At 36.3% G+C, this 21,034-nt stretch carries 16 protein-coding genes; 4 read left to right on the top strand and 12 right to left on the bottom strand.

Features of this window, described 5'->3' with window-relative positions; genetic code table 11:
• Positions 1-52 precede the first annotated feature (52 nt).
• From CBF30_RS07455 to CBF30_RS07445, 3 genes are all read right to left on the bottom strand, one after another.
• A complete protein-coding gene (locus CBF30_RS07455; RefSeq protein ID WP_126824563.1) occupies positions 53-2,629 on the bottom strand; it encodes an AAA family ATPase in 2,577 nt (858 codons plus the stop codon).
• Between the two features lie 4 nt (positions 2,630-2,633).
• The gene (locus CBF30_RS07450; RefSeq protein WP_126824560.1) at positions 2,634-3,167 is read right to left on the bottom strand and encodes a hypothetical protein; all 534 of its coding nucleotides are present in this window, start codon (positions 3,165-3,167) and stop codon (positions 2,634-2,636) included.
• A 457-nt stretch (positions 3,168-3,624) separates the two neighbouring features.
• Positions 3,625-7,104: a MucBP domain-containing protein gene (locus tag CBF30_RS07445; RefSeq protein WP_126824557.1), complete on the bottom strand. Its 3,480-nt coding sequence runs from the start codon at positions 7,102-7,104 to the stop codon at positions 3,625-3,627.
• A 597-nt stretch (positions 7,105-7,701) separates the two neighbouring features.
• Between CBF30_RS07445 and CBF30_RS07440 the strand changes: the two genes are divergently transcribed.
• Complete coding sequence (locus tag CBF30_RS07440; RefSeq protein WP_126824554.1) at positions 7,702-9,180, top strand: helix-turn-helix domain-containing protein; 1,479 nt, start codon at positions 7,702-7,704, stop codon at positions 9,178-9,180.
• On the opposite strand, the gene CBF30_RS07435 is transcribed toward CBF30_RS07440, so the two are convergent.
• From CBF30_RS07435 to CBF30_RS07425, 3 genes are all read right to left on the bottom strand, one after another.
• Positions 9,141-9,896: a DJ-1/PfpI family protein gene (locus CBF30_RS07435; protein WP_126824551.1), complete on the bottom strand. Its 756-nt coding sequence runs from the start codon at positions 9,894-9,896 to the stop codon at positions 9,141-9,143. The two genes, CBF30_RS07440 and CBF30_RS07435, sit on opposite strands and share 40 nt — an antisense overlap.
• Positions 9,897-9,978: 82 nt before the next feature.
• Positions 9,979-10,557: a histidine phosphatase family protein gene (locus CBF30_RS07430; protein WP_126824548.1), complete on the bottom strand. Its 579-nt coding sequence runs from the start codon at positions 10,555-10,557 to the stop codon at positions 9,979-9,981.
• A 332-nt stretch (positions 10,558-10,889) separates the two neighbouring features.
• Positions 10,890-11,405, bottom strand: a complete 516-nt coding sequence (locus tag CBF30_RS07425; RefSeq protein ID WP_126824544.1) for a DUF4865 family protein — start codon at positions 11,403-11,405, stop codon at positions 10,890-10,892.
• A 115-nt stretch (positions 11,406-11,520) separates the two neighbouring features.
• Here CBF30_RS07425 and CBF30_RS07420 point away from each other — a divergent pair, with 115 nt between their 5' ends.
• The gene (locus tag CBF30_RS07420) at positions 11,521-12,312 is read left to right on the top strand and encodes a LysR family transcriptional regulator (RefSeq protein ID WP_126824541.1); all 792 of its coding nucleotides are present in this window, start codon (positions 11,521-11,523) and stop codon (positions 12,310-12,312) included.
• A 123-nt stretch (positions 12,313-12,435) separates the two neighbouring features.
• Here the strand turns inward: CBF30_RS07420 and CBF30_RS07415 are convergent, their stop codons facing one another.
• From CBF30_RS07415 to CBF30_RS07395, 5 genes are all read right to left on the bottom strand, one after another.
• Positions 12,436-12,723 (bottom strand): hypothetical protein, encoded by a 288-nt coding sequence (locus CBF30_RS07415; RefSeq protein WP_245975041.1) that lies wholly within the window; start codon positions 12,721-12,723, stop codon positions 12,436-12,438.
• 212 nt (positions 12,724-12,935) lie between these two features.
• On the bottom strand, positions 12,936-13,277 hold the full coding sequence (locus tag CBF30_RS07410; RefSeq protein ID WP_126824538.1) for a DUF4260 domain-containing protein: 342 nt from the start codon (positions 13,275-13,277) through the stop codon (positions 12,936-12,938).
• A complete protein-coding gene (locus CBF30_RS07405; protein WP_170168975.1) occupies positions 13,261-13,692 on the bottom strand; it encodes a MerR family transcriptional regulator in 432 nt (143 codons plus the stop codon). The genes CBF30_RS07410 and CBF30_RS07405 overlap by 17 nt, the downstream gene beginning before the upstream one ends.
• 185 nt (positions 13,693-13,877) lie before the next feature.
• A complete protein-coding gene (locus CBF30_RS07400; protein ID WP_126824531.1) occupies positions 13,878-14,957 on the bottom strand; it encodes a bifunctional transcriptional activator/DNA repair enzyme AdaA in 1,080 nt (359 codons plus the stop codon).
• Between the two features lie 168 nt (positions 14,958-15,125).
• Complete coding sequence (locus tag CBF30_RS07395) at positions 15,126-15,680, bottom strand: TetR/AcrR family transcriptional regulator (RefSeq protein ID WP_126824528.1); 555 nt, start codon at positions 15,678-15,680, stop codon at positions 15,126-15,128.
• Between the two features lie 94 nt (positions 15,681-15,774).
• Between CBF30_RS07395 and CBF30_RS07390 the strand changes: the two genes are divergently transcribed.
• Both CBF30_RS07390 and CBF30_RS07385 read left to right on the top strand, forming a co-directional pair.
• The gene (locus CBF30_RS07390) at positions 15,775-17,478 is read left to right on the top strand and encodes an MFS transporter (RefSeq protein ID WP_126824525.1); all 1,704 of its coding nucleotides are present in this window, start codon (positions 15,775-15,777) and stop codon (positions 17,476-17,478) included.
• A 202-nt stretch (positions 17,479-17,680) separates the two neighbouring features.
• Positions 17,681-17,944 carry a hypothetical protein gene (locus CBF30_RS07385; RefSeq protein WP_126824522.1) on the top strand — a complete coding sequence of 88 codons (264 nt, stop codon included), beginning with the start codon at positions 17,681-17,683 and terminating at the stop codon, positions 17,942-17,944.
• Positions 17,945-18,061: 117 nt separating this feature from the next.
• Here the strand turns inward: CBF30_RS07385 and CBF30_RS07380 are convergent, their stop codons facing one another.
• Entirely contained in the window at positions 18,062-20,083 is a 2,022-nt protein-coding gene (locus tag CBF30_RS07380) for a glycoside hydrolase family 66 protein (RefSeq protein ID WP_170168974.1), read from the bottom strand.
• Positions 20,084-21,034: the final 951 nt, after the last annotated feature.

Raw genomic sequence — 21,034 nt, 5'->3', positions numbered from 1 at the left:
TCCCTATCAACCAATGTTGATGGGGAGAGGTATCGCTTTTAGAGAGTAACGCTTATAAAAAATGCTCCACAACTTCTTCAATCAATTCATTTTGAATCTGACAAATTTCTGCACCTTTTATGTGCTTGTCTACAATATAAATTTTTTGTTGTTTTTCTAGTGCTTCAGAAAAATTCCGAGCCCAGCGTCCATTTGCTCGTTCGTTTGCTGGAACTTTTTGATACAAATCAGAAACTAAGGTTTGTAATCTTTGTTCGTCAAACTGCCAATTTCTCTTTAAAATATTGCGCACAATTTGCGCGATTTCGTCTGGCGTATAATCTGGAAAGATAATGCGTTTTTGAACTCGGGAACGCAAGCCTGGATTGGCATTTAAAAAATGCTCCATCTCATTCGTGTAACCAGCAAAAATTACGACAAATTTATCTCGGTAATTTTCTAACGCAGTCAACAGTGTCTCCACTGCTTGTTTTCCAAAGTCATTCCCCGAGTTTTCTAGGGTCAGCTGATAGGCTTCGTCTACAAACAAAACACCGCCCATTGCTTCTTCAATCACCATTTTTGTATTTTTTTCAGTATGTCCCACATAACTTCCGACTAAGTTTGAGCGTTCGACTACTTTTACGTTTGGTGTGGGCAAAATATCCAAGTTATAAAATAATTTTGCAATTATTTCTGCGACACTTGTTTTTCCCGTTCCAGGATTCCCTTCAAACACCATATGATAGGCAGGTTTTATCATGTGAGGGCTTACTTTCAATAATTCACGATTGGCTTGTGCTTCCTTTATTAAATTTTTCACTTCTACTTTAATTGTCTCTAGTCCAACTAGCTGATTGAGCTTTTCGATTTGTTCGGTAATTCTAGCTTGTTTTTCATCTAGATTCCCCCCAGTAAGTTGGTCCAAATCTTCTGAGGTGATCGTCATTGTATCCTGTGAATTTGTTTCCAAAACGCGATCAGCCATAATCGAAATGAGTTCATCATTAAAGTTGCGCACCCATCTTGCATTACTAGCGTCCATAGAGTGACCATAACGGTAACTTACCAATTCTTTGTAGCGTTGTTCAGCTACTGAATAATCATTTTCAAGTAAATGATGGTAGCCAATTTCTGCAATTTCCGTAGGCGTGTAGTCTTCAAAAACAAAAACATTGGGTACTCTAGAGCGTAAGCCTGGGTTCATATTAATAAAATTTTGCATTTTATCGGTATATCCGGCAAAAATTACCATAATATCCTCACGATGATCCTCTATGTATTTCAAGATGGTATCAACTGCTTCACGCCCAAAATCGTTTTGTCCCTCACTAAATAGCGAATAAGCCTCATCAATAAACAAAACACCACCTGTTGCTTGCACCAGTTTTTCCATTGTCCGTTTGGCAGTTCCACCGATGATCTCATCTACCAAATCAGTTCGATCGACTTCAACAAATTTACGTTCTCGAATGACCCCTTCATCGGCCAATATCTCGCCTAAGAGTCGAGCTACAGTTGTTTTCCCTGTCCCAGGATTTCCTAAGAATAGCGAATGTAGCGTAATGGCATTGGCTTTTAAGCCTTGCGCTTCACGTTGTTGATTGAACTGAACCATTTTGATAAATTTTAGTGCTTGCTGTTTCACTTTTTCTAATCCATTTAACTCATTTAATTTTTGTAGAGCTGTTGCGGCTTGTGGATCAGAGATTTCTTCTGCTTCTTCCAATTGACCGGGAAGCTCCTCATCGAGCCATTCATTAAAATAATCTGTATCCTCAGCTTCTACTATTTCTTCTTGGGCTTTTTCTGTCACCACTTGAGCCGAGTGTTGTTCCACGATTTTTCCCTCTTCATCTAAGTTATAAACCTCTACTTGGCTATCATCTAATGTTGTTTGTCCCTTTTGATTGATTAATAAATTAAGTTTTTGCTGATCCGGTAGTTCCAGTGCTGTAACATTTAAGATGCTATCCAGCACTTTCAGATGCACCAATCCCTGAGGAATCGCAAGTAAGTCAAACTCGCTTCTGGTCCCTTCTTGTAAAAGTATCGACACCGTATCTACTTGATTTTCCAACACTTCAAGATACTCTTGTCCTTGTACGGTAGATCTTTTGGAGCTTAAAATCGTCACTATCTGGGAATTACAGATGACCAGATTGGAGTCATTGACATGAACAGAATCAATGATACACCCATTGAATGTAAGATTTGAGGCGTCTACAGCATAGACTGCTCCGGAGTTGTGGCTATATTCAATCTCACAATTGATGAACGATGCGGTTGAATTTTCTACCCAGACTACTGGGTACTCTCCTGTGAGTTCTCCCTGAAAAACCACTTTTTCAGCTTCTAAGTGCGTTCTTTCTTTCAGATTAATTCCATTGCTGTTATTTGTGGTTAAGACAAGGTTTTTTAATGTCAAAGATTGTCCATTCCTCAAAGTAAACACACTTTGAAGCTTGACATCTCTAGGGTCTTCGCTTGTTCCAATGATACTTATAGAATGCTTCAAGGTATAGCCCGCCATAAAACTATACGTTCCAGGATCAAGCATAATAACATCGCCATTTCCTGCCATATTGATAGCCTGATCAAAGTTTTTTTTTCCAAATCCTTTTCCCACACGATAGGTCCTTTTCATCATATTCCTACCCCTTCATTCTCTTTAGATCACGTAACATTAAGGCCAGCCCAACAAGCCCTAAAATAAAGCCAAACTTCCAAATAAACGCAAAAAGTATCAACTTAGAACCATACCAGAGGATGGCACCAATATTCGTAGTTCCTTGCTTAAGCTGATTCATTTTAGGGTTGATCCAATCTGCTAAAGTAGAAAAATTTGAGATCATTAATGATCCTTCTGCTAATAAAATTAACACAAAAGGAAATAAAATAAGATCAATCAAGCCGATTATCCCCGTAGTCAAATTCCCCCATCGCGCTAAATAAAATAAAAAAGAAAGCGCATATGCTTTGAGCCAAAAGTCGCGTTTTTGTAAAGAGAAAAGCTCTTTTACTATTTCTGCATTGACTCCTTTTTCTGGCTCTTCCTTTTGCACATGCGTCCCGAATTCTCTCTTACTTTTGCTTTTATCTGCGACTTTTTCATTTGTTTGACTTGCTTCTTTCTCTGACTTAGAATCACTTGCATTTACACCAAAACTCGGCCTTTTTCCACTCATCTTGTCTTCCCCCAATTATCTAAAAAATAGCTGTTTTTCTCCCTAGCATAGAGTAAAAAAACAAACAGTAAGAATTATCAATAAATATAAAAAATTCTGTCTATTAGTTTACCACAATTGTTTTAGACTGTCTTCAACACCCCAAAAATTAATTTCGTCATTTTTACTTGTAGCACCGTTTCTCATGAGGGGATATTTTACTTAGATAGCTTCGTTACTAACCAAATCTATAAAACTTTTAAAGACATGAGCTATCTTAAGTTGAATAGCTTAAAAATCTGAAAAGAACACTAAAAATAGAGGCTGAAGCAGAAATCTTTCTCTCCGAAAAATAAGAGAAAATAGTTTTGTTCCCAATATTTATTGCGATACTAAGAGCCTAGGACATAACTTAAAAGTTATGTCCTAGGCTCTATAAAAATTATTTATATGTTTGCTTCCACAAACTCTGCTTGTGTTAATTTTTCAGTTTGCTCTTTTTAAATACAAAAATTGGAATTAAAGAAAGTATCGCGGCTCCAATCAAAGTGAACATAGGTGTCTCTTGCTCCCCAGTTTTTGGAAGGGGAGAGTTGCTGCCTTTCAAGTTGCTCTGCTTTGTTTTAGTTTTAATAGGCTTTTTCGTTTGACGTTCTTCTTTTTTCTGATTATTACTTGGGTCAGGTTGTGGCCTTGGTTTCACCGTTACTCTTGCAACACTAGTCATCCCCTGATACACATAGCTAATTTCGTAGCTTCCTGCTTTTTTAGTATCCACACTACCTGTCACAATAAGCTCTTTAAATGCAACTTTCTCACCCGCTTTATCAATCGCACTATCAAAATTGTCTTCTGCGCGCCACTTATCTCCTTCATAAATGGTAGAATCATGGACATTGATTGCTGTCTGTGCAGCTTTAACCGTTATTTTTACCGCAACGGTCACACCATCATAGCTATAGAAAACTTCATAAGTTCCTACTTTACTAGTATCAAATTCTCCATTTACTGAGATGTCTTTGAAAGCTAAACGATTACCCTCTCTATCAACCGCACTGTCAAAATTATCTTCTGCGCGCCACTTATCCCCAACATAAATTGTGGAATCATGGACATTAACCGCGGTCTGGACATCTTTTACCTTTATTTTTGCGATACTTGAGATGCCGTTGTAATTGTATGTAATCTCATAGGTTCCTGCTTTGCTAGTGTCTACCGTTCCCTCCACTGTAACAGCTTTAAAATCTACTGGATTGCCTTCTTTATCCGTTGCACTGTCAAAGTTATCTTCTGCGCGCCACTTATCCCCAACATAAATTTGGGAACTCTTTGTTTTTATAGAAGTTTTATCTTTTACATAATAATACACAAGTGTTTGCTGATAATCTGTATATTTTCCAGAAACCACGGGACCCTCTTGTACTTTTTGGTTAAGTTCTGCCTGTTTATAGATATACTGTTTAATATCTTTTGCTTGACTTTGGAATTGATCCCCATACACTGCATCCTGATCAAATACTGTATCTTGGGCACTAATTTCCTTTTGTGTTTCGATATCTATATATTTTACCAAAACTGGTGCGGCTTTTTTTAGTTTATAGGTATACACAACCGTTTGGGCCTTTTCATCATCGTATAACCCATTTCCAGCTGCTACTTCTTTTCCATCAATCTCTATTTTCTTAATTTCATATCCTTCAAACGATTTGATTTCTGTTTGGAAAGAATCATTCCATTTTTTATTTTCACCACTAAGCTCTTCTTTTCCAAGTATCTTTCCTTTTTCATCTTGATAGACAACATGAACAGGTTTAGCTTTTGCTCGGTCATATTCAAAATAGACATTAATCACTTTATTTGCAGCAGGATAGACACCTGTTGCGTTGGTAGGGATCGTTGTCACAACATAATGGGGAATTGATTTTGCTTCAAATTGATAGTCTTGATTCACACCACCTGATTTCACATCAGTAGTGGCAATTGGTTTCTTCGTTTCTTTGCTTATATAGTTTAGTTCAACTGTTCCACCAACATTTGGTTCATACAAATAAACAACCTCTGCAGCCTTCTCTCCAAATGTACCCGAGCTATTTTCTGGTATTTTGGTTAAATGGTAATCTTTAATAATTTTTGGTTGGCTTGTATACGTTTCATCATATTTTCCCGTCAAGGTATCTGAATCCGCAATTTCTTTATTTGTTTGACTATTAAGATAACGTACTTTTATCTTACCAGGAGCCATTTTTTTGTTAAATTTATAGATGACATGACTTGAATATTTTTGCGCTGCATCATCAGTAAACTTACCTGTTACATCTCCCGCTTTATTCGTCAATTGGTAATGTCTGTCAGTGATTTTAGTTAAAATATCCTGAACATCCGTGTTACTTTCACTTACATCAAAAGCTTCATTATATTTTCCATTTAGTAGATAGCTTTCATTGATAAGATTCCCCGTTTCATCTTGGAAATCAACTCGTACTGGCTTGCCGCCATTTTTTGTATAGACAAACGTAATTTCTTGCTTCTTGTCCGTAATTTGACCTGTTATTTCATCATTTTTTTGCTGATAATGCTCGATTTCTATCGCTTTTTCGGTAAACTGTTGGCCAAATTTTAATCCTGAAAGTGTCTTATCTTTTTTCAGTTTTTTTCCGTCTTCATCCAAATAATGAATCTCTACTGGTGCACCTTCCGCTACTTGATAATGATACACAATCTCTTGAGCTTCGTCCGTCAGTTCTCCTTTTATCGGTTCAGCACTATCAATTAAAGTGTAAAAAGGAATCTCTTCTCTGGGAACAACGGTATATTCGTCTCCCCATCTCCCAGTAACCAACTTGTTATCAACGCCAGCAATTGGTTTACCGTCTTGATCCACATATTTAACGGTTACTGGCTTGGCCTGAGATAGCTTGTACTCAAATGTTACCTGTTGAGGATTTTCATTTAAAGTTATTGGTTTCTCTACTTTTCCATCTATTGTTTCGTAGTGAGGAATTGATTGCGCTTTCGCAACTTTGGTTTCTCCATACTTTCCGCTCAGAGTATCTGATTTCGGTGTACCAAAAGCTGCTTTTTGCTTGTCGTTCAGTGAAGTATCGTTATTAACATGGTTTACTGTTATATCTCCTCCTTGAATTCTTTCAAACTGATATTCAGCTTGAACGGTGCCATCCATATAGTTCCCATGTGTATTTTTTTCGCCAACATATTGATAAAATTGTCTTTGAATATATTCTTTTTTGGCCTCATAGTCTGCCGTGACATCTTTGTCAAAAGAAGTGCCGATTTTTCCATAAAGCGTATTATCATTAATAACAGACTCGCCTGTATCTATATCTGTATAGGATACTTTTACTGTACCTTCTTCATTGTCCTTGGTCACGTGCACTCGAATCGAAACTGGATTGTCTAATAAGTCTTGAGAGTACCAGGTTTTTTCTTCACTCCCCGAAAAAGTTTCCCATTTATACGTATGCCATACAACATAAACACTACGAACTTCCAACCAGAAACTGGTATCTATTTTCTTGTTCGTTTTTGCTGTGATTGAAATACTACTAGGGGACGTATTTGTTGTACCTGATCCTGGACGATTAAAATCAATTTTCAATAAATTTGTGTCCACTCCGTCTGTCGTATATATTGGATTTGAACTGATAACAAACGCCTCTTTGCCCCATGTAGGCCCCCCTTCTGTATATTTTTTTGTTTCACCTGCCTTATACGAAAATAGATTATTCAGCGGTGTCGATACTGTACTGATGTGTTGCTCTGATTTCGTTGTAATTAATTTTTTTACTTCTTCTGTTACGGTTTGTTTCGAAGCATTTTTCGCTTGGCTTACAAGATTGTCCAATCCTGAATCTGCATAGGCAGCTTTAGGCTCCAAAATAAACAGTATATTAGGTACCAACAACATTACAATCAAACAAATTTTTACATACTTTTTCACTCTTTCCACACTCCATTTCGAAAAAATGTTTTAAATCAAAAAAATAACTAATCTAATATACACAGACTAGTAAAAATACAGGGTTTATTTTTTAAAAGAGTCCAACGCTTTTGTTTATTAAACGTCCTGAATAGAATAGCATAAAAAAATACTTGTTGCTATTTACTATTGTTGTACATCAAAACACAATAATTATCCACAACTCTTTTATATACCTTATTTTTAAAGAATAATTCTTCATATTTCTTTAGAAAAAAATTGTAATAAAGACAACCATTTCAAGATTAATTATCTATCAAATTCATATTCATTCCTAATTTTAAACACCAAATAGTTCATTTAACAAATATTATTAGAAATCTTTTTCTGCTTTTTAAAATTATTCATTAAGAAAATGTACAAAAAATGTTCCTGATGTTAAGATGAGTGCAAAGACTTACTCAACATATAGAATGATTCCTAATAAATCTATACCAAAATTCATATTTTAAGCTTGGACCACAATCAAAATTAGCCTTACGCTTAATTGCTTGTTTTCAAAAAGCTTTCAGAAGTGCTTAATTCAGCTCATTATTTAATGAAAGAGAGGAATTTACATTGTTACCCAATTATTTAAAAAGAGAGCTATCTATCTTATTCTTTGTTATCAATAAGAAGCAGACCACTGCAGATGAAATCTCACAATCGTTAAATTTTTCAAAAAGAATAGTCAAAGAAAATCTACTGATTATTAACAAACATTTTACAGAATATTTAAGTATTGAAAATTTTATTTTATCAAAAAAAACCGGTATAATTACGGTGCGTCCCGAACTACGTACAAATGCCGTATCCTATGCGTATCATTTGAAATTATTCTTACTAAAAAATAATGTTTTGTTCAATTATTGCGTACTCTTAGTGACCAGCGATACAATAGAGAAAAGCCAAATTTTAGAGAAACTTTTCATTTCACCAAGTTATTTGCATAAATTAACCCAACGATTAAATACTTTTTTTGACCCTTTTGATTTTAAGATTATCCGTGCCAATCATCTTTATTCCCTAGAAGGCAATGAAATGAATATTCGCCTATTTACCTACCTGTTCTTACAAGATTCTTTTCAAGATCTTGAATGGCCCTTCCCTACTATTTCAATTGAAAGTCTCCATAATAAAGTTCCCAAAGAATTATTAGAAGAGGCCTTTAAAAGACCACATACTAAGAACAGAACCATGGATATTATATCTGCTGTTTTGCAAATTAGAATTAGCAAAAACCATTATGTACATCCACCTAAATCAATTGCTATTCAAACGTTTTTTACACTGGTTCAAGATAGCTTTGACATAACTGTCCCCTTTCAAAAATGGTATTCTTCTCCTATCCCAGAAACAGATAAAAAAGTTGAAATTCAATATTTAAACTTTTTATCACATATTTTTATTTCTGATATTGTTCCCAAAAAAGAAAAAATTAAATTGGGAAAACTCTTTTTGGGACATGACCATTCTTTTTGTACCTTATCAAGAGATATCTTGTTATCCAGCATACATATAGAAAATTTTGCTGTTGCTAAAGAACATCAGTACTTATGCATGTATTACCTCACCTTTTTGAATGCCTTCTACTTTTTAGTGGGTAATGCTATTTATCCTATTATTAGCCTTTTTATTCCTTCGCCAACTTTTCATTTACATATCCAAAGTAAGTATCTCACAGCAATCACGGATAAAATTGCGCCTATTGTCGACAATGTCGACCACCGTACTTTAATTGCAACAGCATTATACACACTTTTTACTTCTAAAAAAAGCGCACAAATAAAAATCTATCTACAGATGATCAAAGATTTTACAGCTAGCTATTTTATTGAGAACAGATTACTCAGTCTTTACAATCCAAGTAGCGTCATCATCACCGATGATTACTCCTTAGCAGATATTATTGTTACAGATACTTTGGAGCGAGGAGATCCTAGTAAAAAAGTTTTCTATCTTGACTCAGTGAACAATAAAGAAAGTTGGCAAGAACTGATTCATTTAATCCAACAGTCTTATCTTGAGCAACAGGGCCTGCAAAATGAAATAAATTGAGCAGAATAAAAAAAACACAAAAAAGTGGGTAAACCATTTTTTGTGTTTTTTTGTGAGGGTTTTCCTATCTGATATGTTTCATGACAAGTCATAATGAAATACCCCTGTTTATAAGTCTGATACCATTCATCCACTTGATTCCGTCCATCAAGCATCCCCAGACAGAGCAATAGTTCTCGCGTAAACTCTAATGGAGCTGTCCCATTTGCCGTGATGATTTTCCCAAAAGAAACCGCTTGGAGCTCTTTGAAATGTGCTGCTCCTGCGTAATCAAGGCCTTTATTTTGTAAATGGACCAACGAGTTGCCCGTATGATCTATTTTGTTCAAATAGCCATTATCAGCTAAGAACGTAGCACCATCACAAATGCCCGCTACGATTATATGTTGGCGGATCAGACACTCATCAATCAATGCAGTGATACTTGCACTTGAGCTTTCATCGTAAACGTTGGGATGATACCCTTTGATTAGGTGCTGATTCCCCCAACCAGTCCCACCAATCAAAACAAAAGCCGAGAGTTTGTCGAAGTCATCAAATGATTCAAGTGTATTCGCCGTATTCGTGACAAAATTTCCTTGCGAAGTGACGGTCTGCGTCTCTAAAGAAATCGTTTGTACTTCAAAGCCTAGTTCTGGTTTGTTCAGCTTGGCACTGACAAAACCAGCTTCCCAATCAGCATATCCATCTAGCAAAAATAGTAAAATTTTTTTCATTGATGTTCTCCTCCAAGTACTTTTAGACAAATTATAACACCAAAATTTTTTTAAGACGAATCATTTTACTAGCTATATAGTGCTATTGAATATGACTAAAATCATGTTCGATGATTTCTTCTAGCACAAATTTGGACGCTTGATAACTGTATTTGAACAAAGAACAATTCTGAATTCTATTTGGCTTTCCAACACGACTCGTATGTGCCCAATGCCGATTAAAATTAGCAATTGCAGCTCCGTGTGACACAACTAAAATATGACTCGCACTTGTCTCACTCAAGATTTTTTCCATCGTGTGACTGATCCGCTCTTCTACTTGAGCCTGAGATTCCCCACCAAACTGAACAAAAAAGTCCTCATAAGGCAAAGGAGGGTTTAAGTGCTCGCCTTCGCCTTCATACGTGCCAAAATTCCATTCTCTTAACTCTTTTATCCTCTTGTAGGGAACATCTGCTAGTAGCTCCAGTGTATCTACCGCTCTTTCAGATGTGGAAGCATACGCCTCTTCGAACTGAATGCCTTGCTTTTCCAGATGTTCACGAGCAATTTTTGCTTGGTTTATTCCAGTCTTTGTTAGTGGAGAATCACAAACCCCCTGTATTTTGTGTTGCACATTGAATAAAGTCTGACCATGTCTAACTAAATATACGGTTTTCATCCTGTTCCCTCTTTCTTTCATTTTTTTGTGTTTCCTCTTCGAGACATTTTTTCAAATAACATACCATTTTAACTACTATAGTCATTATATACCCTAGAGCGCACTTCAATGCAAGCGTTTTCTTTGTAATTCTCCTATTTTTTTATTTTCTCATTCACTCCACTCTCTGAGACGCGATAATGAATGATTCTTTTTTGACCAACAACTAACACAAATAAGCCAAAAGTAATAAAAAAGCTTTATTACTCTTGACTTGTAATAAGAAGAATTCACCTTAAAAACTAACACTTGCGTGAAAAAAACTTTTCCCACTAAAACTTAGCCAGTAATCTTTATTGTGATACATGCAGTATCTCATAAATAGAGGCTGTTGCTTCCAAACTTTGGGGGATATCCTCCAAAAAGTAAAATTCTACTTTTTTCCATTTATCTGGATTATATACCAATACTCTAGCTTCATATGGGACGTTTTCCACGCTGAAGTTCAGGCCTGCCATATGAGCAGTTTCGTTGATTTCTTGTTCAACTTCTAAAACATATTTGGCATTTTGAATTGTTGGGTTTAATTCGACAATATAAGGGATGGCGATATTGATTTTTTGCCAGCCAAAAGTGCTTAAAATATTGTCATAAAAACCATCAAAAATAAAGTGATTCATTCCAGCTTGTTGCTTCCAAATATAGAGTGGGGCGTATTCTTTTTTTGTAGGCGTATCTTTTATGAGGTAAGCTTTCATTTCCAAGTCTTCAAATCCATCTGTTTTCATCCCATTCTGTGCGACCCTTTCCCTAATCTTGTTCATATCATAATCATTTGGTAACTTGATTTTGTATTGCATAGCATTCATTTCGTTCTCCACCTTTCTTGTTACAAATCAAATTATACAGTTCCCCCTTTCTGCTGTATAATGAAGAATCATCACGCTAGATATTCCATATTGGAATAGAGAAGGGGGAATTCAGATGGATACAAAAGACTTACAGATTTTTTATGAAGTAGTGCAATCAAAATCCACTAGTAAAACTGCAGAAAAGCTTGGTTATGTTCAATCAGCTATTAGCAAACGAGTCACGAAGCTAGAAGAAGAAATTGGCCTTACTTTATTTACTAGAAGTAATAAAGGGATGGTTTTAACCCAGAATGGGGCGGATTTTTTAAAGTATGCGCAGCAGATTCTGACCACCGTTTCAGACATGGAACAACACTTTCATCAGAAAATCGCCACGCTGCGCATTGGGGCGACTCCGACAATCTCAAGCAACTATCTAAAAAAAGCTTACGTAAATCCCCATGTTACTGTCTATACTTTTTTAATATCTGAGCTTTTTGTACGTTTGAAAGAAGGTCATGTAGCCATTATCTTAACAAACCGAGCATATCCTTCCCCTGAGTTCCACTGCTTAAAACAAATCCGCGAGAAAATCGTTTGGTGCTATGCTGCTAAGAGAGAGACTTTGAATATGCCAACCAAAATTGTTGTGAGCCGAGATCCTAACTGTCCTTATCGCTTGGCAACGTTGTCTACTCTCACCAAGAAACAAGAACAAAGCATTTCATTGATTGAAGTAGATACACTAGATGTGTTGCTTTCCCTAGTAAGCGCAGGGGATGCCCTAGCTGTTTTACCTGAAAAGACGGTTACTTCTAACAAGCAGCTTCAAGCTGACAGGACCCGCTCAATTGGCGCAGTCGATCTCTTTGTCTATAAACTTAAAACAAACCAAACACCAATAGATTTAAGCTTTTTATCCTAGAGAAATTCCAAAACGATCAGGACATCCAGAAAAACATTCTGTGACTTTTAATAATTTCAGACTATTTCTTAGAGTAATGAGAAAAACTCAGCTAGTAGTCTGTAACAAGCTTACTAGCCCGTTCTACACAACAGGGAGCGGATAGATTTCGTCTTGGTCGATAAAAAGTTTCCCCTCTGGCATCAAGATAAATTTACACCTTAAATGGCGTGCCAGTGTTTCAGAATAAGTATGTTGAACAATAGAGATGTTGAGGGCCGAAATCACTACTGCTTGAATTATTTTCGGTAAAATTTTTGCATAATCAATAGAGGTTTGGGTAAAGTTTACTAATTGCAGTTGTGTCCATAAAGTTTCATCAAAACCCACAACCAAAATCAAATTGGCCTGCTGTATCTCCTGTTGATTCAAAGAGACCAATTCTCTTTATAGCCAAGAAAACCAATTAGCCAGAGTGTTCGCTCTATATCCGTGAATCAAAAAATAGTTTTTTTCATTTACGTTTTTCGCCGTTCCTATAAATTTTTCTTGACCTATTTTGCTCCTCTTAGAACTTTTTTCAGAACTTTTTTCGTGCTGTTAATCTCCTACATTTCTCCATGCTCTGGGGTATCTTTTTATACTCAAGTGAGGTGTGTCTGCTTAAAGCCCGTTTGATATTTCAGCCCATATCCCATCGTTCGGTCCATATAAATATGACTCGCCCAAATCAATGAAAGTTGTATGCCAATCTCTTGCTGACAAATAAGAGACCCTATCATTAAGAGACTTGGTAGAATTAGATTATGTCCTAAATTGTAAACTTTTGCTCCGAGCTTGTTCCCAAAAATATACCCAACCATTGATACATCCGGGACGAAAAATAAAAAGAAAAATAACTTTCCCGAATAATTGAATACAAAAAAGTAAGTATACACTATGGTCAAAAATAATGTGAAAAATTCTAGTTTAATTGTCTTTCTCATGCTCTATTCCCCCACGTTCTAGCTGTTTTAAAATTGATAGTACCTTCGTCATATCTGCTTCACCCTCACTTTTTTGTACCACTGATTTGATCGCTACAAATTGGTCATGAACGAGTTGCGTTAGTTTGATTTGAAGCGCTAATTGTGAAATTTGTCGCTCCAAGAAGCTTAAAGTTTCTTCTTTACACAACAAAGAAGTTTCTCTATTTTTTAATGCGACAATCCTCGCGATATCTTCTAGTGATAGATTAGCCGTTTTTAAAGCTAAGATCGTCTTCATCTCTAAGACGTCCTCTTCCTGGTAATCCCGATAACCATTGTCATTTCTTTTAGGGCACAGTAGCCCTTTTTCTTCATAAAAACGAATAGTTCTAGGTGTTGCGTGCGTGCGTTCCGCAAATTCTTTGATATTCACCTGTATCCTTCCCTTTCTAGCTTTAGACTAACATTACACCAAACGTTAATGTCAAGTGTTTTAGCCTACTCTTACCTAAAAAAAGACTGAGCCCAAGATGCTACATCACTTGGGCTCAGTTTTTTTCTAATTAGTATTCACTTTTATTTTCGATTATTCCCACAAAAGACGGACTTAATTAATTTCTACGCTTGGTCTTCTTTCCTTGCCATTTTTTCAGCCATGGTTTTCTCGTGTTGAATCAACCATTTTTTGCGTTCAATTCCTCCACCATATCCGCCAATCCCTCCGTCACTAGCAATAATCCGGTGACATGGAATTAGGAGTGCTAATTGATTTTTTCCATTTGCATTCGCTACCGCTCGTGAAGCCTTACTATTTCCAACCCGAGTCGCTAATTGTTTATACGCCATGGTTTCCCCTACTTTTGTTTGTTGCAATTGTGACCACACCTCTTTTTCGAAATCGGAGCCTAACCGAAATAGTGGTACCTCAAAATCCATACGCTTGCCTTCAAAGTACTCCCAAAGCTCTTGCTCAAGCTGCTCCATCACCTTTGTCCGTTGTGGGATAATCGCTGCATTTAACCGCTTCCTCAACCGAACAATCTCATTTTCAAGTCCACGACGATCGACAAATTCTAACAAATAAATTTTCTCTTTATCACTAATCACAAGCATCGCGCCAAGTTTGGTTTCTATCCACGAAGAAGAAAGTGCCAAAACCTCTTTACTCTTTGATGGGAGTTCCCCCATTATCTTAGAAAAAGCATCTCGAAAACCATTTCCCGAGTCAAATCCACTCTCTAATTGTGCCTGAATCAAAGGATTTCCTGCTCGAATCTCTTTAAAGGCAAGTCCTAGTCTTCTTGCTCTTGAATACTCGATGAACGTCATACCAAAATTTTTTTTAAACTGTCTGCGGGCAGTATTCGGATGAATCGCCAGCTCATCAAAATCTTTATCCATCCATTTTTTTTGTGGATTTTTTTCCACTGCCTCCACTAACTTTCTCACATCATCTGACAAATAACTTTGATTTGTCAGTGGCTTACATCTTTTACATGGCCGATAAGCAGCTAGTAGGGCTTCTTGCGCGTCATGGAAAAACTCACAATTTTCTTTTAATGGTTTTTTTGCGGGGCATGTGGGACGACAAAATATCCCCGTTGTTTTGACTCCAACAAAGAAAATCCCTTCATACTGGGAATTCTTGTTTTGGAGCATGGTATAGTATTCATCGATTTTTGCTTGATCCTTAATCATAGGCGCCTCCTAAAATGCTCATAATTTGTTTGATCTTCTCGCAACCTACATTTTTTTAGCAGCTACTTTATTAAGTAAGCACAGGTTGAAAGTCTTGCTCGTTTTGCTGATTTCTTGTAAGCCTAGTTTAGCAGAACTTGACACGTCGTTATCCCAGTTAAATTAACATCAATTTTTTATTGTTGCATCCGAAAAATCAAACATTTTTTTTAAGATTACACCCATTTGTGCGGGGCTTTCTTTCATCCCACTTTTTAGCCATTCAACCTCTGTGGAAATGACTGCGCCTGCAATAAAGCTGGCAAAAAATTTGTTTTTTCCACGCTGTGTATTGGAGGAGTCGATATACCCATGATGGATTAAAAAAAGATAGACACGTCTAAAGGTACTGATTAAGACATCCGTTAACCCTGCATTGATTAACAATAAGGTTTCCGTTGCATGCGCCCCCATCAACTGAAAATATACTGTCATCAGCTTAGAGAATTCAATAGAAGTGGCATGTGGGACGAGACGCAAATACGAAATAATTGATTGTTCTTGATATTTCGCAATGATTTCTTGAAAAGATGAAAAATTACGATAATAATATGTTCGAGAGACCTCTGCTTCTCTGCATAACTCTGAGATTGTAATATCACTTAAACTCCGATTTTGTAGCAGCGTTAATAGCCCTCGGTAGATTGCTTTTAGTTTCTGTTGTTTTAGCTCTTGTGGCGACATGGTTTACAATTTTCCTCCTTTGTGTAACCTAATTATTCTTATTTAGTATAGCACGATGTATAGTGTTATCAATCAATATAAAGGAGTGATTTTTTTGAAAAAGAAGCAAACGATTATTTTGATGACCATGTCCATCGGAATCTTTCTCTGTATGCTTGATACAACGGTCATGAATATTGCCCTACCCGCAATCCAGGTTGGACTTAAGACAGATCTGAGTACCCTTCAATGGGCTTTAAATGTTTACACGATTACCTTTGCTGCACTTACAATCCCATTAGGTCGGATGTCGGATCAACTAGGTCGGCACAAAGTTTATTTGGTCGGTCTTATTCTCTTTTTCTTTGGTTCTTTACTCTCTGCTTCTAGCTCTACAGTAGCAATACTGATTGCTGGTCGAGAGCTCCAAAGTCTCGGTGCAGCGATTGTTTTCCCCGCTAGTATGACAATCGGAATCAACGCACTAGAAGCAAATAAACGAGACAAAGCAATTTTAGTACTCGGGCTGACCCAAGGCCTAGCCGCTGCATTTGGTCCTACTATTGGTGGTCTACTCACTCAGTTTTTAGGTTGGCGCGGAATTTTTTCTATCAATATCCCCTTAGTCTTACTTTCGATTATCCTGTGTCTACTTTTACTCCCAATGAAAAATGAAACAGTTGTAAAAGCAAAGATTGATTTACTAGGGATGTTTCTGGCAATTTTGATGCTATTCTCGTTAGCTCTAGCACTTGTCAAAGGAAGTGAATGGGGCTGGACAAGTTTCAAAGTCTTAAGCTTACTTCTTGTCTTTGCACTCTCGCTTGGTCTGTTTATTTGGCAAGAATCTACTACCTGTGAACCAATGATTCCACTAGCCTTATTTCGCTATCGACACTTTACAGGTGCGATTATTGTCACTGTTTTTTCTGGAATATTCTTTGTGGCACTGATGGTTTTAATGCCTAGTTTTTTCACCAAAATTCAAGGATATAACGAATTAACTGCTGCTCTTATGATTACCCCAGCATCTGCAATGGTCTTTCTCTTTTCACCAATCAGTGGCTTGTTGCTGAAAAAAATGGGGAGTCGCTTGTTGATTGCTTTGGGCATCACTGGTCTTGCCACAGGCTATGTTGTACTTGCATTTATGAACCCGAATATTTATTGGCAATTTGAGCTTGCTTGCATTCTGATTGGTTCAGGATACGGAATTATTATCGGTCCCATCACTGTTTTAAGTGCGGGTCGTTTTACAGGTGAATTACTTACTGCCTCTCAAAGTGTAACTGGTGTCTTTAGGCAAATCGGTACACTACTTGCGGTTGCAATCTTCGTCTCCGCCTTATCATCAAATCTACAAACAGCCAAAGCACAAGTTTTTTCAACAGCCCAAACTGAAGTAAACAAAATAGAAACCAGCCCGGCTCAAAGAAAGCAAATCTTAAACGCAACACATCGAAATCTCTATGCCACTGAAAGTACCTCGCTCGACCGTGGGCCTGCTATTAGTTCTAAGGACCAAACGAAATTGATTCAAAAAGAAACACAAGCGTACTTGGTTGCACATAACGGTACACAATGGCCAGATGCAACAAAGAAAAAAGTACAAGCAGAGATTGCGGTTACTGTTAAAAATAAAAGCAAAAAAATGAATCAAGAAGTAGTTACTTATCGTTCTTCTATCTCGAAAGCTGTGAAAAAATATATGACGATTGCATTTATTCGTCCTTATAAAATAGCAATTCCCTTTGTCTGGCTCTTACTGCTTAGTATCTTTATCTTTGAAAAGCGCAAAACAAAAGTCATCCAATGCTAACTAGAGCTACTGGCTGGCTCCTGAGCCTTTTTCACTTTTTGCCGCTACCATTTAAAAATTATCTATTGATTAAAATACGATTAAAATATATAATAAATTATAACCTTTTTATAATAAAAGATTACTATATTTAGCGAAAGCAACCTAGCCTCTTAAATTCTTTTATTGAGAGGTGAGTAAAAATGAAAAAGGAGTGATTGGTATGAACATTTTAACTTTTTTTTCCGATTATTTAGAGGAACGTAGAAAAAAGAATTATCAACGAATAAGAGAACGAGCTGAAAGGCTCAAACGTCAAGGTAAAAATCCTAGTAAAGGCGGTTGGAACACGATGGTCCACTCAGGATTTGGTGGGGTTAAAACCAATCCAATCGATAGAGTAGCAGATTTTGCGCAGCAACAAAAAAATATTGCGGAGCAAAATGAAATCAAAGAACGCCACTCTGGCCAAGTAAAAAGAAAATAACAGATTGTGATAACAAGGCTTTGAAATAGCTCGATCTCATCAAAACACAAAGCAAAAAAGGTTCAGCAAATGCTGAACCTTTTTTACTTGAAATAATCTCGTTAGAAAAGTGAAGAATTAATGATTTCCTGATACCGTCACAAGATCCCAAATGTTTAGAGAAGGCAGCTTGAACGTGACAAAGTATTGACCATTTTCATCTACATGGGGCCAAAATTCGACAAGTTTTTTCTCAGATTGATAGGCTGAATCTGGACTAGATACTGCAATACTTTTAACCTCGTTCACGTTTTTAGGGTAATATTTCACCCACAAGTCCTTTTGGTCTTGAAGACCGTCTTTACTTTTTTCGTCCTCTTCATTTTTAATCTGCCATGTATCAGTTGTCACCCCTCTTAGATTGACAAAGTTAAGCGTTTCAACCGATTGATTGGTCGTTGAAGATTTGCTAAACGCATAGACTTTATTTTTCTCAGCACTTGCGCTACGAATGTTTTCTCCATCACCTACAAATGAACCTGTCCATATTTCTAATCCCTGATTATTTAGTCGCAAGTCATTCCCACGTAATAAACTTTCATAGCTGGTTACAAAGTCATAGACATGCTTTAGTTTCCCATGATCTGAATTTCCAAGTTCATCCGACATTTGAATGCCCGATTCTTGGTTTTTTCTTGGGTCTAGGTAGTATTCTGTGTACAATTGACGCCCATTATCAACAAGTTCAAAGCTATCTCCACCATTTGCAAAAACAACCGCATCTTTTAAGAGAATCGCATTATCGTTAAAGGTTTTTGGGAGCGTACTTGGGTTATTTCTTGCCCAAGCATGATACATGTAAGCAGGAATAATTAAAGATTTGCCACTTTTTTCCATGGTGTTGTTAACATTATCTGCTAGATCTGAATATTTTGGTTGATTAAAATACCAAGTTTCTGCATATTGGAAATCTGCTTTTGATTGGGCTAATAAATCTGCTCCACCATATGCTACAGCATTAATTCCAAAGTATTTGTCTTTAAAATAATTAGCTTTCATATTATCCGCAAAATACTGATACCCAGATTCTGTGTCAAAAGTGTCTGTAGTCCCACGATTTTCATAAGAAGTACCATGAATATTTCCAATCGTATCGCCTTGCCAACCATCAAATCCTAATTCATCAACTGTATTTTTCATAATTTTACCGATATATTGTTGCCAATCTTTAGACCAAGTATTGTAGTAAGATTGAATTTTATTGCTACTATCTTTCTTACTTTCTTCGCCACCCCACATGTTAAAAGTCGCCTGGTCTCCGGCCTCATCATACGTAACACCAGAGGTTGCTTGTTTTTCAGTCCTAAAGACACCCCATTTTGATTGAATCATTTTCGTTCCATCCGCTTTTTGGACGGTTTTGGCATCCAGCTCAGACATATTAGTCCCTGCCTCATCTGGTGTACCTGTTGTAGCGTTGATCATATTATACAATAATGCCGTTTGATTGTATGAGTGTTGGGTTTGAATGGTATTACGAATCAACGTACGATTGATATTTTCTCCAATCCATGTTTGATAATCTTCTGATGGAATTGGATTTTGAGGACGTGCGTATGCATCATAATACATTGATACATTCATATGGTATTTATTTTGGGTCGAAACATCTGTTTGTACATTATCTGAACTAGTCTGGTCTTGTTTATTAAAGTTAGTAAATCCACCCATACGTGGATATGTTGTCCAGTCTTGACTGTTATCGATTGCTGTTTTTTTCGTTTCTAGAAGTTGTCCCTTTTCATCAAATAATTTAACCGTCACAAGGTACCCTTCATTTTGTTCTGCGGGTGTCTGCCACGCACAGCTTAACTCTTTATTTTGTTGATTAGCCTTTACTGTATAATTGTTTCTCGTCACAAAAATATTTTTATCTGAGTACGCATTTTGAATACTAATTTCATAGCTACCAGACTTTTCATTACTTTCTGGGTTTGACATCATTAACTTTAATGTAGCCGTTTCTTGGGCATGGTATAGTGATTTATCTGGTACAAAACTATTGATTGTAACCCCTTCTGCTACTTTTGCATGGACGCCGTTCACCATCCCAATTCCTAACAAGACACTTGCGATACTTACCCCTAATTGCTTTTTCATCATTTTTCTCCTTTTAAACATTATTCTTACTTGAGCGTTTCTTAGCCTAAAAATTCACGGCTAAATTTCTCTTTTCTGCTTTGAAATAAGCGTATTAACACCTAATTTTCAAAAGTCTTTTCAGCCCCTACTGAAAATAAACTTATGTGAAATAATTTTAGCATTACGTATAATCTTCATCTCTATTAGTGAAATCCCCAAATTCCTATTTATTAGGATAACCGTAAATATAACTTATAAAGGGAATTCTGATAGGAATACGATAGATATTATTTATTTTTTGAATTTTCAATCAGTTCTATGCTGAAAAAAATGCCCCCAGCTTTGAGTCACTCAAAAAATAAGATAACACCATTTAGTTTATTTTTTTCTAACTGATTTTCCCTTTTTAAAAAAGTCCTACATAACGATAGCTCCAAATTAATAAAGAATTTTAGCGTAAGTTGGAACAACTTTTTAATAGCCTACTTACTTTAGCTATCTATCCAGAGAATTTCCCAATAAATAATAGAAGAAGTAAATGCTTAAAATTGCCAACACCTCTTTATATCCATCCCCTTCTTTTGTTATTTTTTATAGTCTTTTTCCACACATCACTTGTTATATTCTACACTTATTCTGCATATAGATAAACACTTTTTTATTTTATAAATTTATTTAGTTATTTAAAAAACGGTTAAGCCAAACATCAACCTCCCGTACACGCTACTTTCCACTAGTTAATTTTCTAATAAAAATATATTTGTTTTTTTAACTTTTACAAGTAAAAAAAAGTCATTATTGTAACTTCCACCATTTTCCATCACTTTTCGTGAGTGAAAAATGACTAGATGATGATTCCGTTCTTTTCAGAATAGTTGATATTTTATCCTTGTAAAATAACAATATGGATAGAATGAAAAGATGATCTTTTCACTCTATCCATATTGCATTTTCCTCTAACCATTTCTG

The organism is Vagococcus entomophilus (genome assembly GCF_003987595.1).
Classification (GTDB): Bacteria; Bacillota; Bacilli; order Lactobacillales; family Vagococcaceae; genus Vagococcus_E; species Vagococcus_E entomophilus.
This window is presented reverse-complemented; position numbering and strand designations above follow the sequence as displayed.

Excerpts from the sequence above, each read along its gene's own strand:
- CBF30_RS07450 (WP_126824560.1), bottom strand. The coding sequence starts at position 3,167 with ATGAGTGGAAAAAGGCCGAGTTTTGGTGTAAATGCAAGTGATTCTAAG.
- CBF30_RS07385 (WP_126824522.1), top strand. The coding sequence starts at position 17,681 with ATGAACATTTTAACTTTTTTTTCCGATTATTTAGAGGAACGTAGAAAA.
- CBF30_RS07425 (WP_126824544.1), bottom strand. The coding sequence starts at position 11,405 with ATGAATGCTATGCAATACAAAATCAAGTTACCAAATGATTATGATATG.
- CBF30_RS07395 (WP_126824528.1), bottom strand. The coding sequence starts at position 15,680 with ATGTCGCCACAAGAGCTAAAACAACAGAAACTAAAAGCAATCTACCGA.
- CBF30_RS07455 (WP_126824563.1), bottom strand. The coding sequence starts at position 2,629 with ATGATGAAAAGGACCTATCGTGTGGGAAAAGGATTTGGAAAAAAAAAC.
- CBF30_RS07410 (WP_126824538.1), bottom strand. The coding sequence starts at position 13,277 with ATGAGAAAGACAATTAAACTAGAATTTTTCACATTATTTTTGACCATA.
- CBF30_RS07430 (WP_126824548.1), bottom strand. The coding sequence starts at position 10,557 with ATGAAAACCGTATATTTAGTTAGACATGGTCAGACTTTATTCAATGTG.
- CBF30_RS07435 (WP_126824551.1), bottom strand. The coding sequence starts at position 9,896 with ATGAAAAAAATTTTACTATTTTTGCTAGATGGATATGCTGATTGGGAA.
- CBF30_RS07420 (WP_126824541.1), top strand. The coding sequence starts at position 11,521 with ATGGATACAAAAGACTTACAGATTTTTTATGAAGTAGTGCAATCAAAA.
- CBF30_RS07380 (WP_170168974.1), bottom strand. The coding sequence starts at position 20,083 with ATGAAAAAGCAATTAGGGGTAAGTATCGCAAGTGTCTTGTTAGGAATT.
- CBF30_RS07400 (WP_126824531.1), bottom strand. The coding sequence starts at position 14,957 with ATGATTAAGGATCAAGCAAAAATCGATGAATACTATACCATGCTCCAA.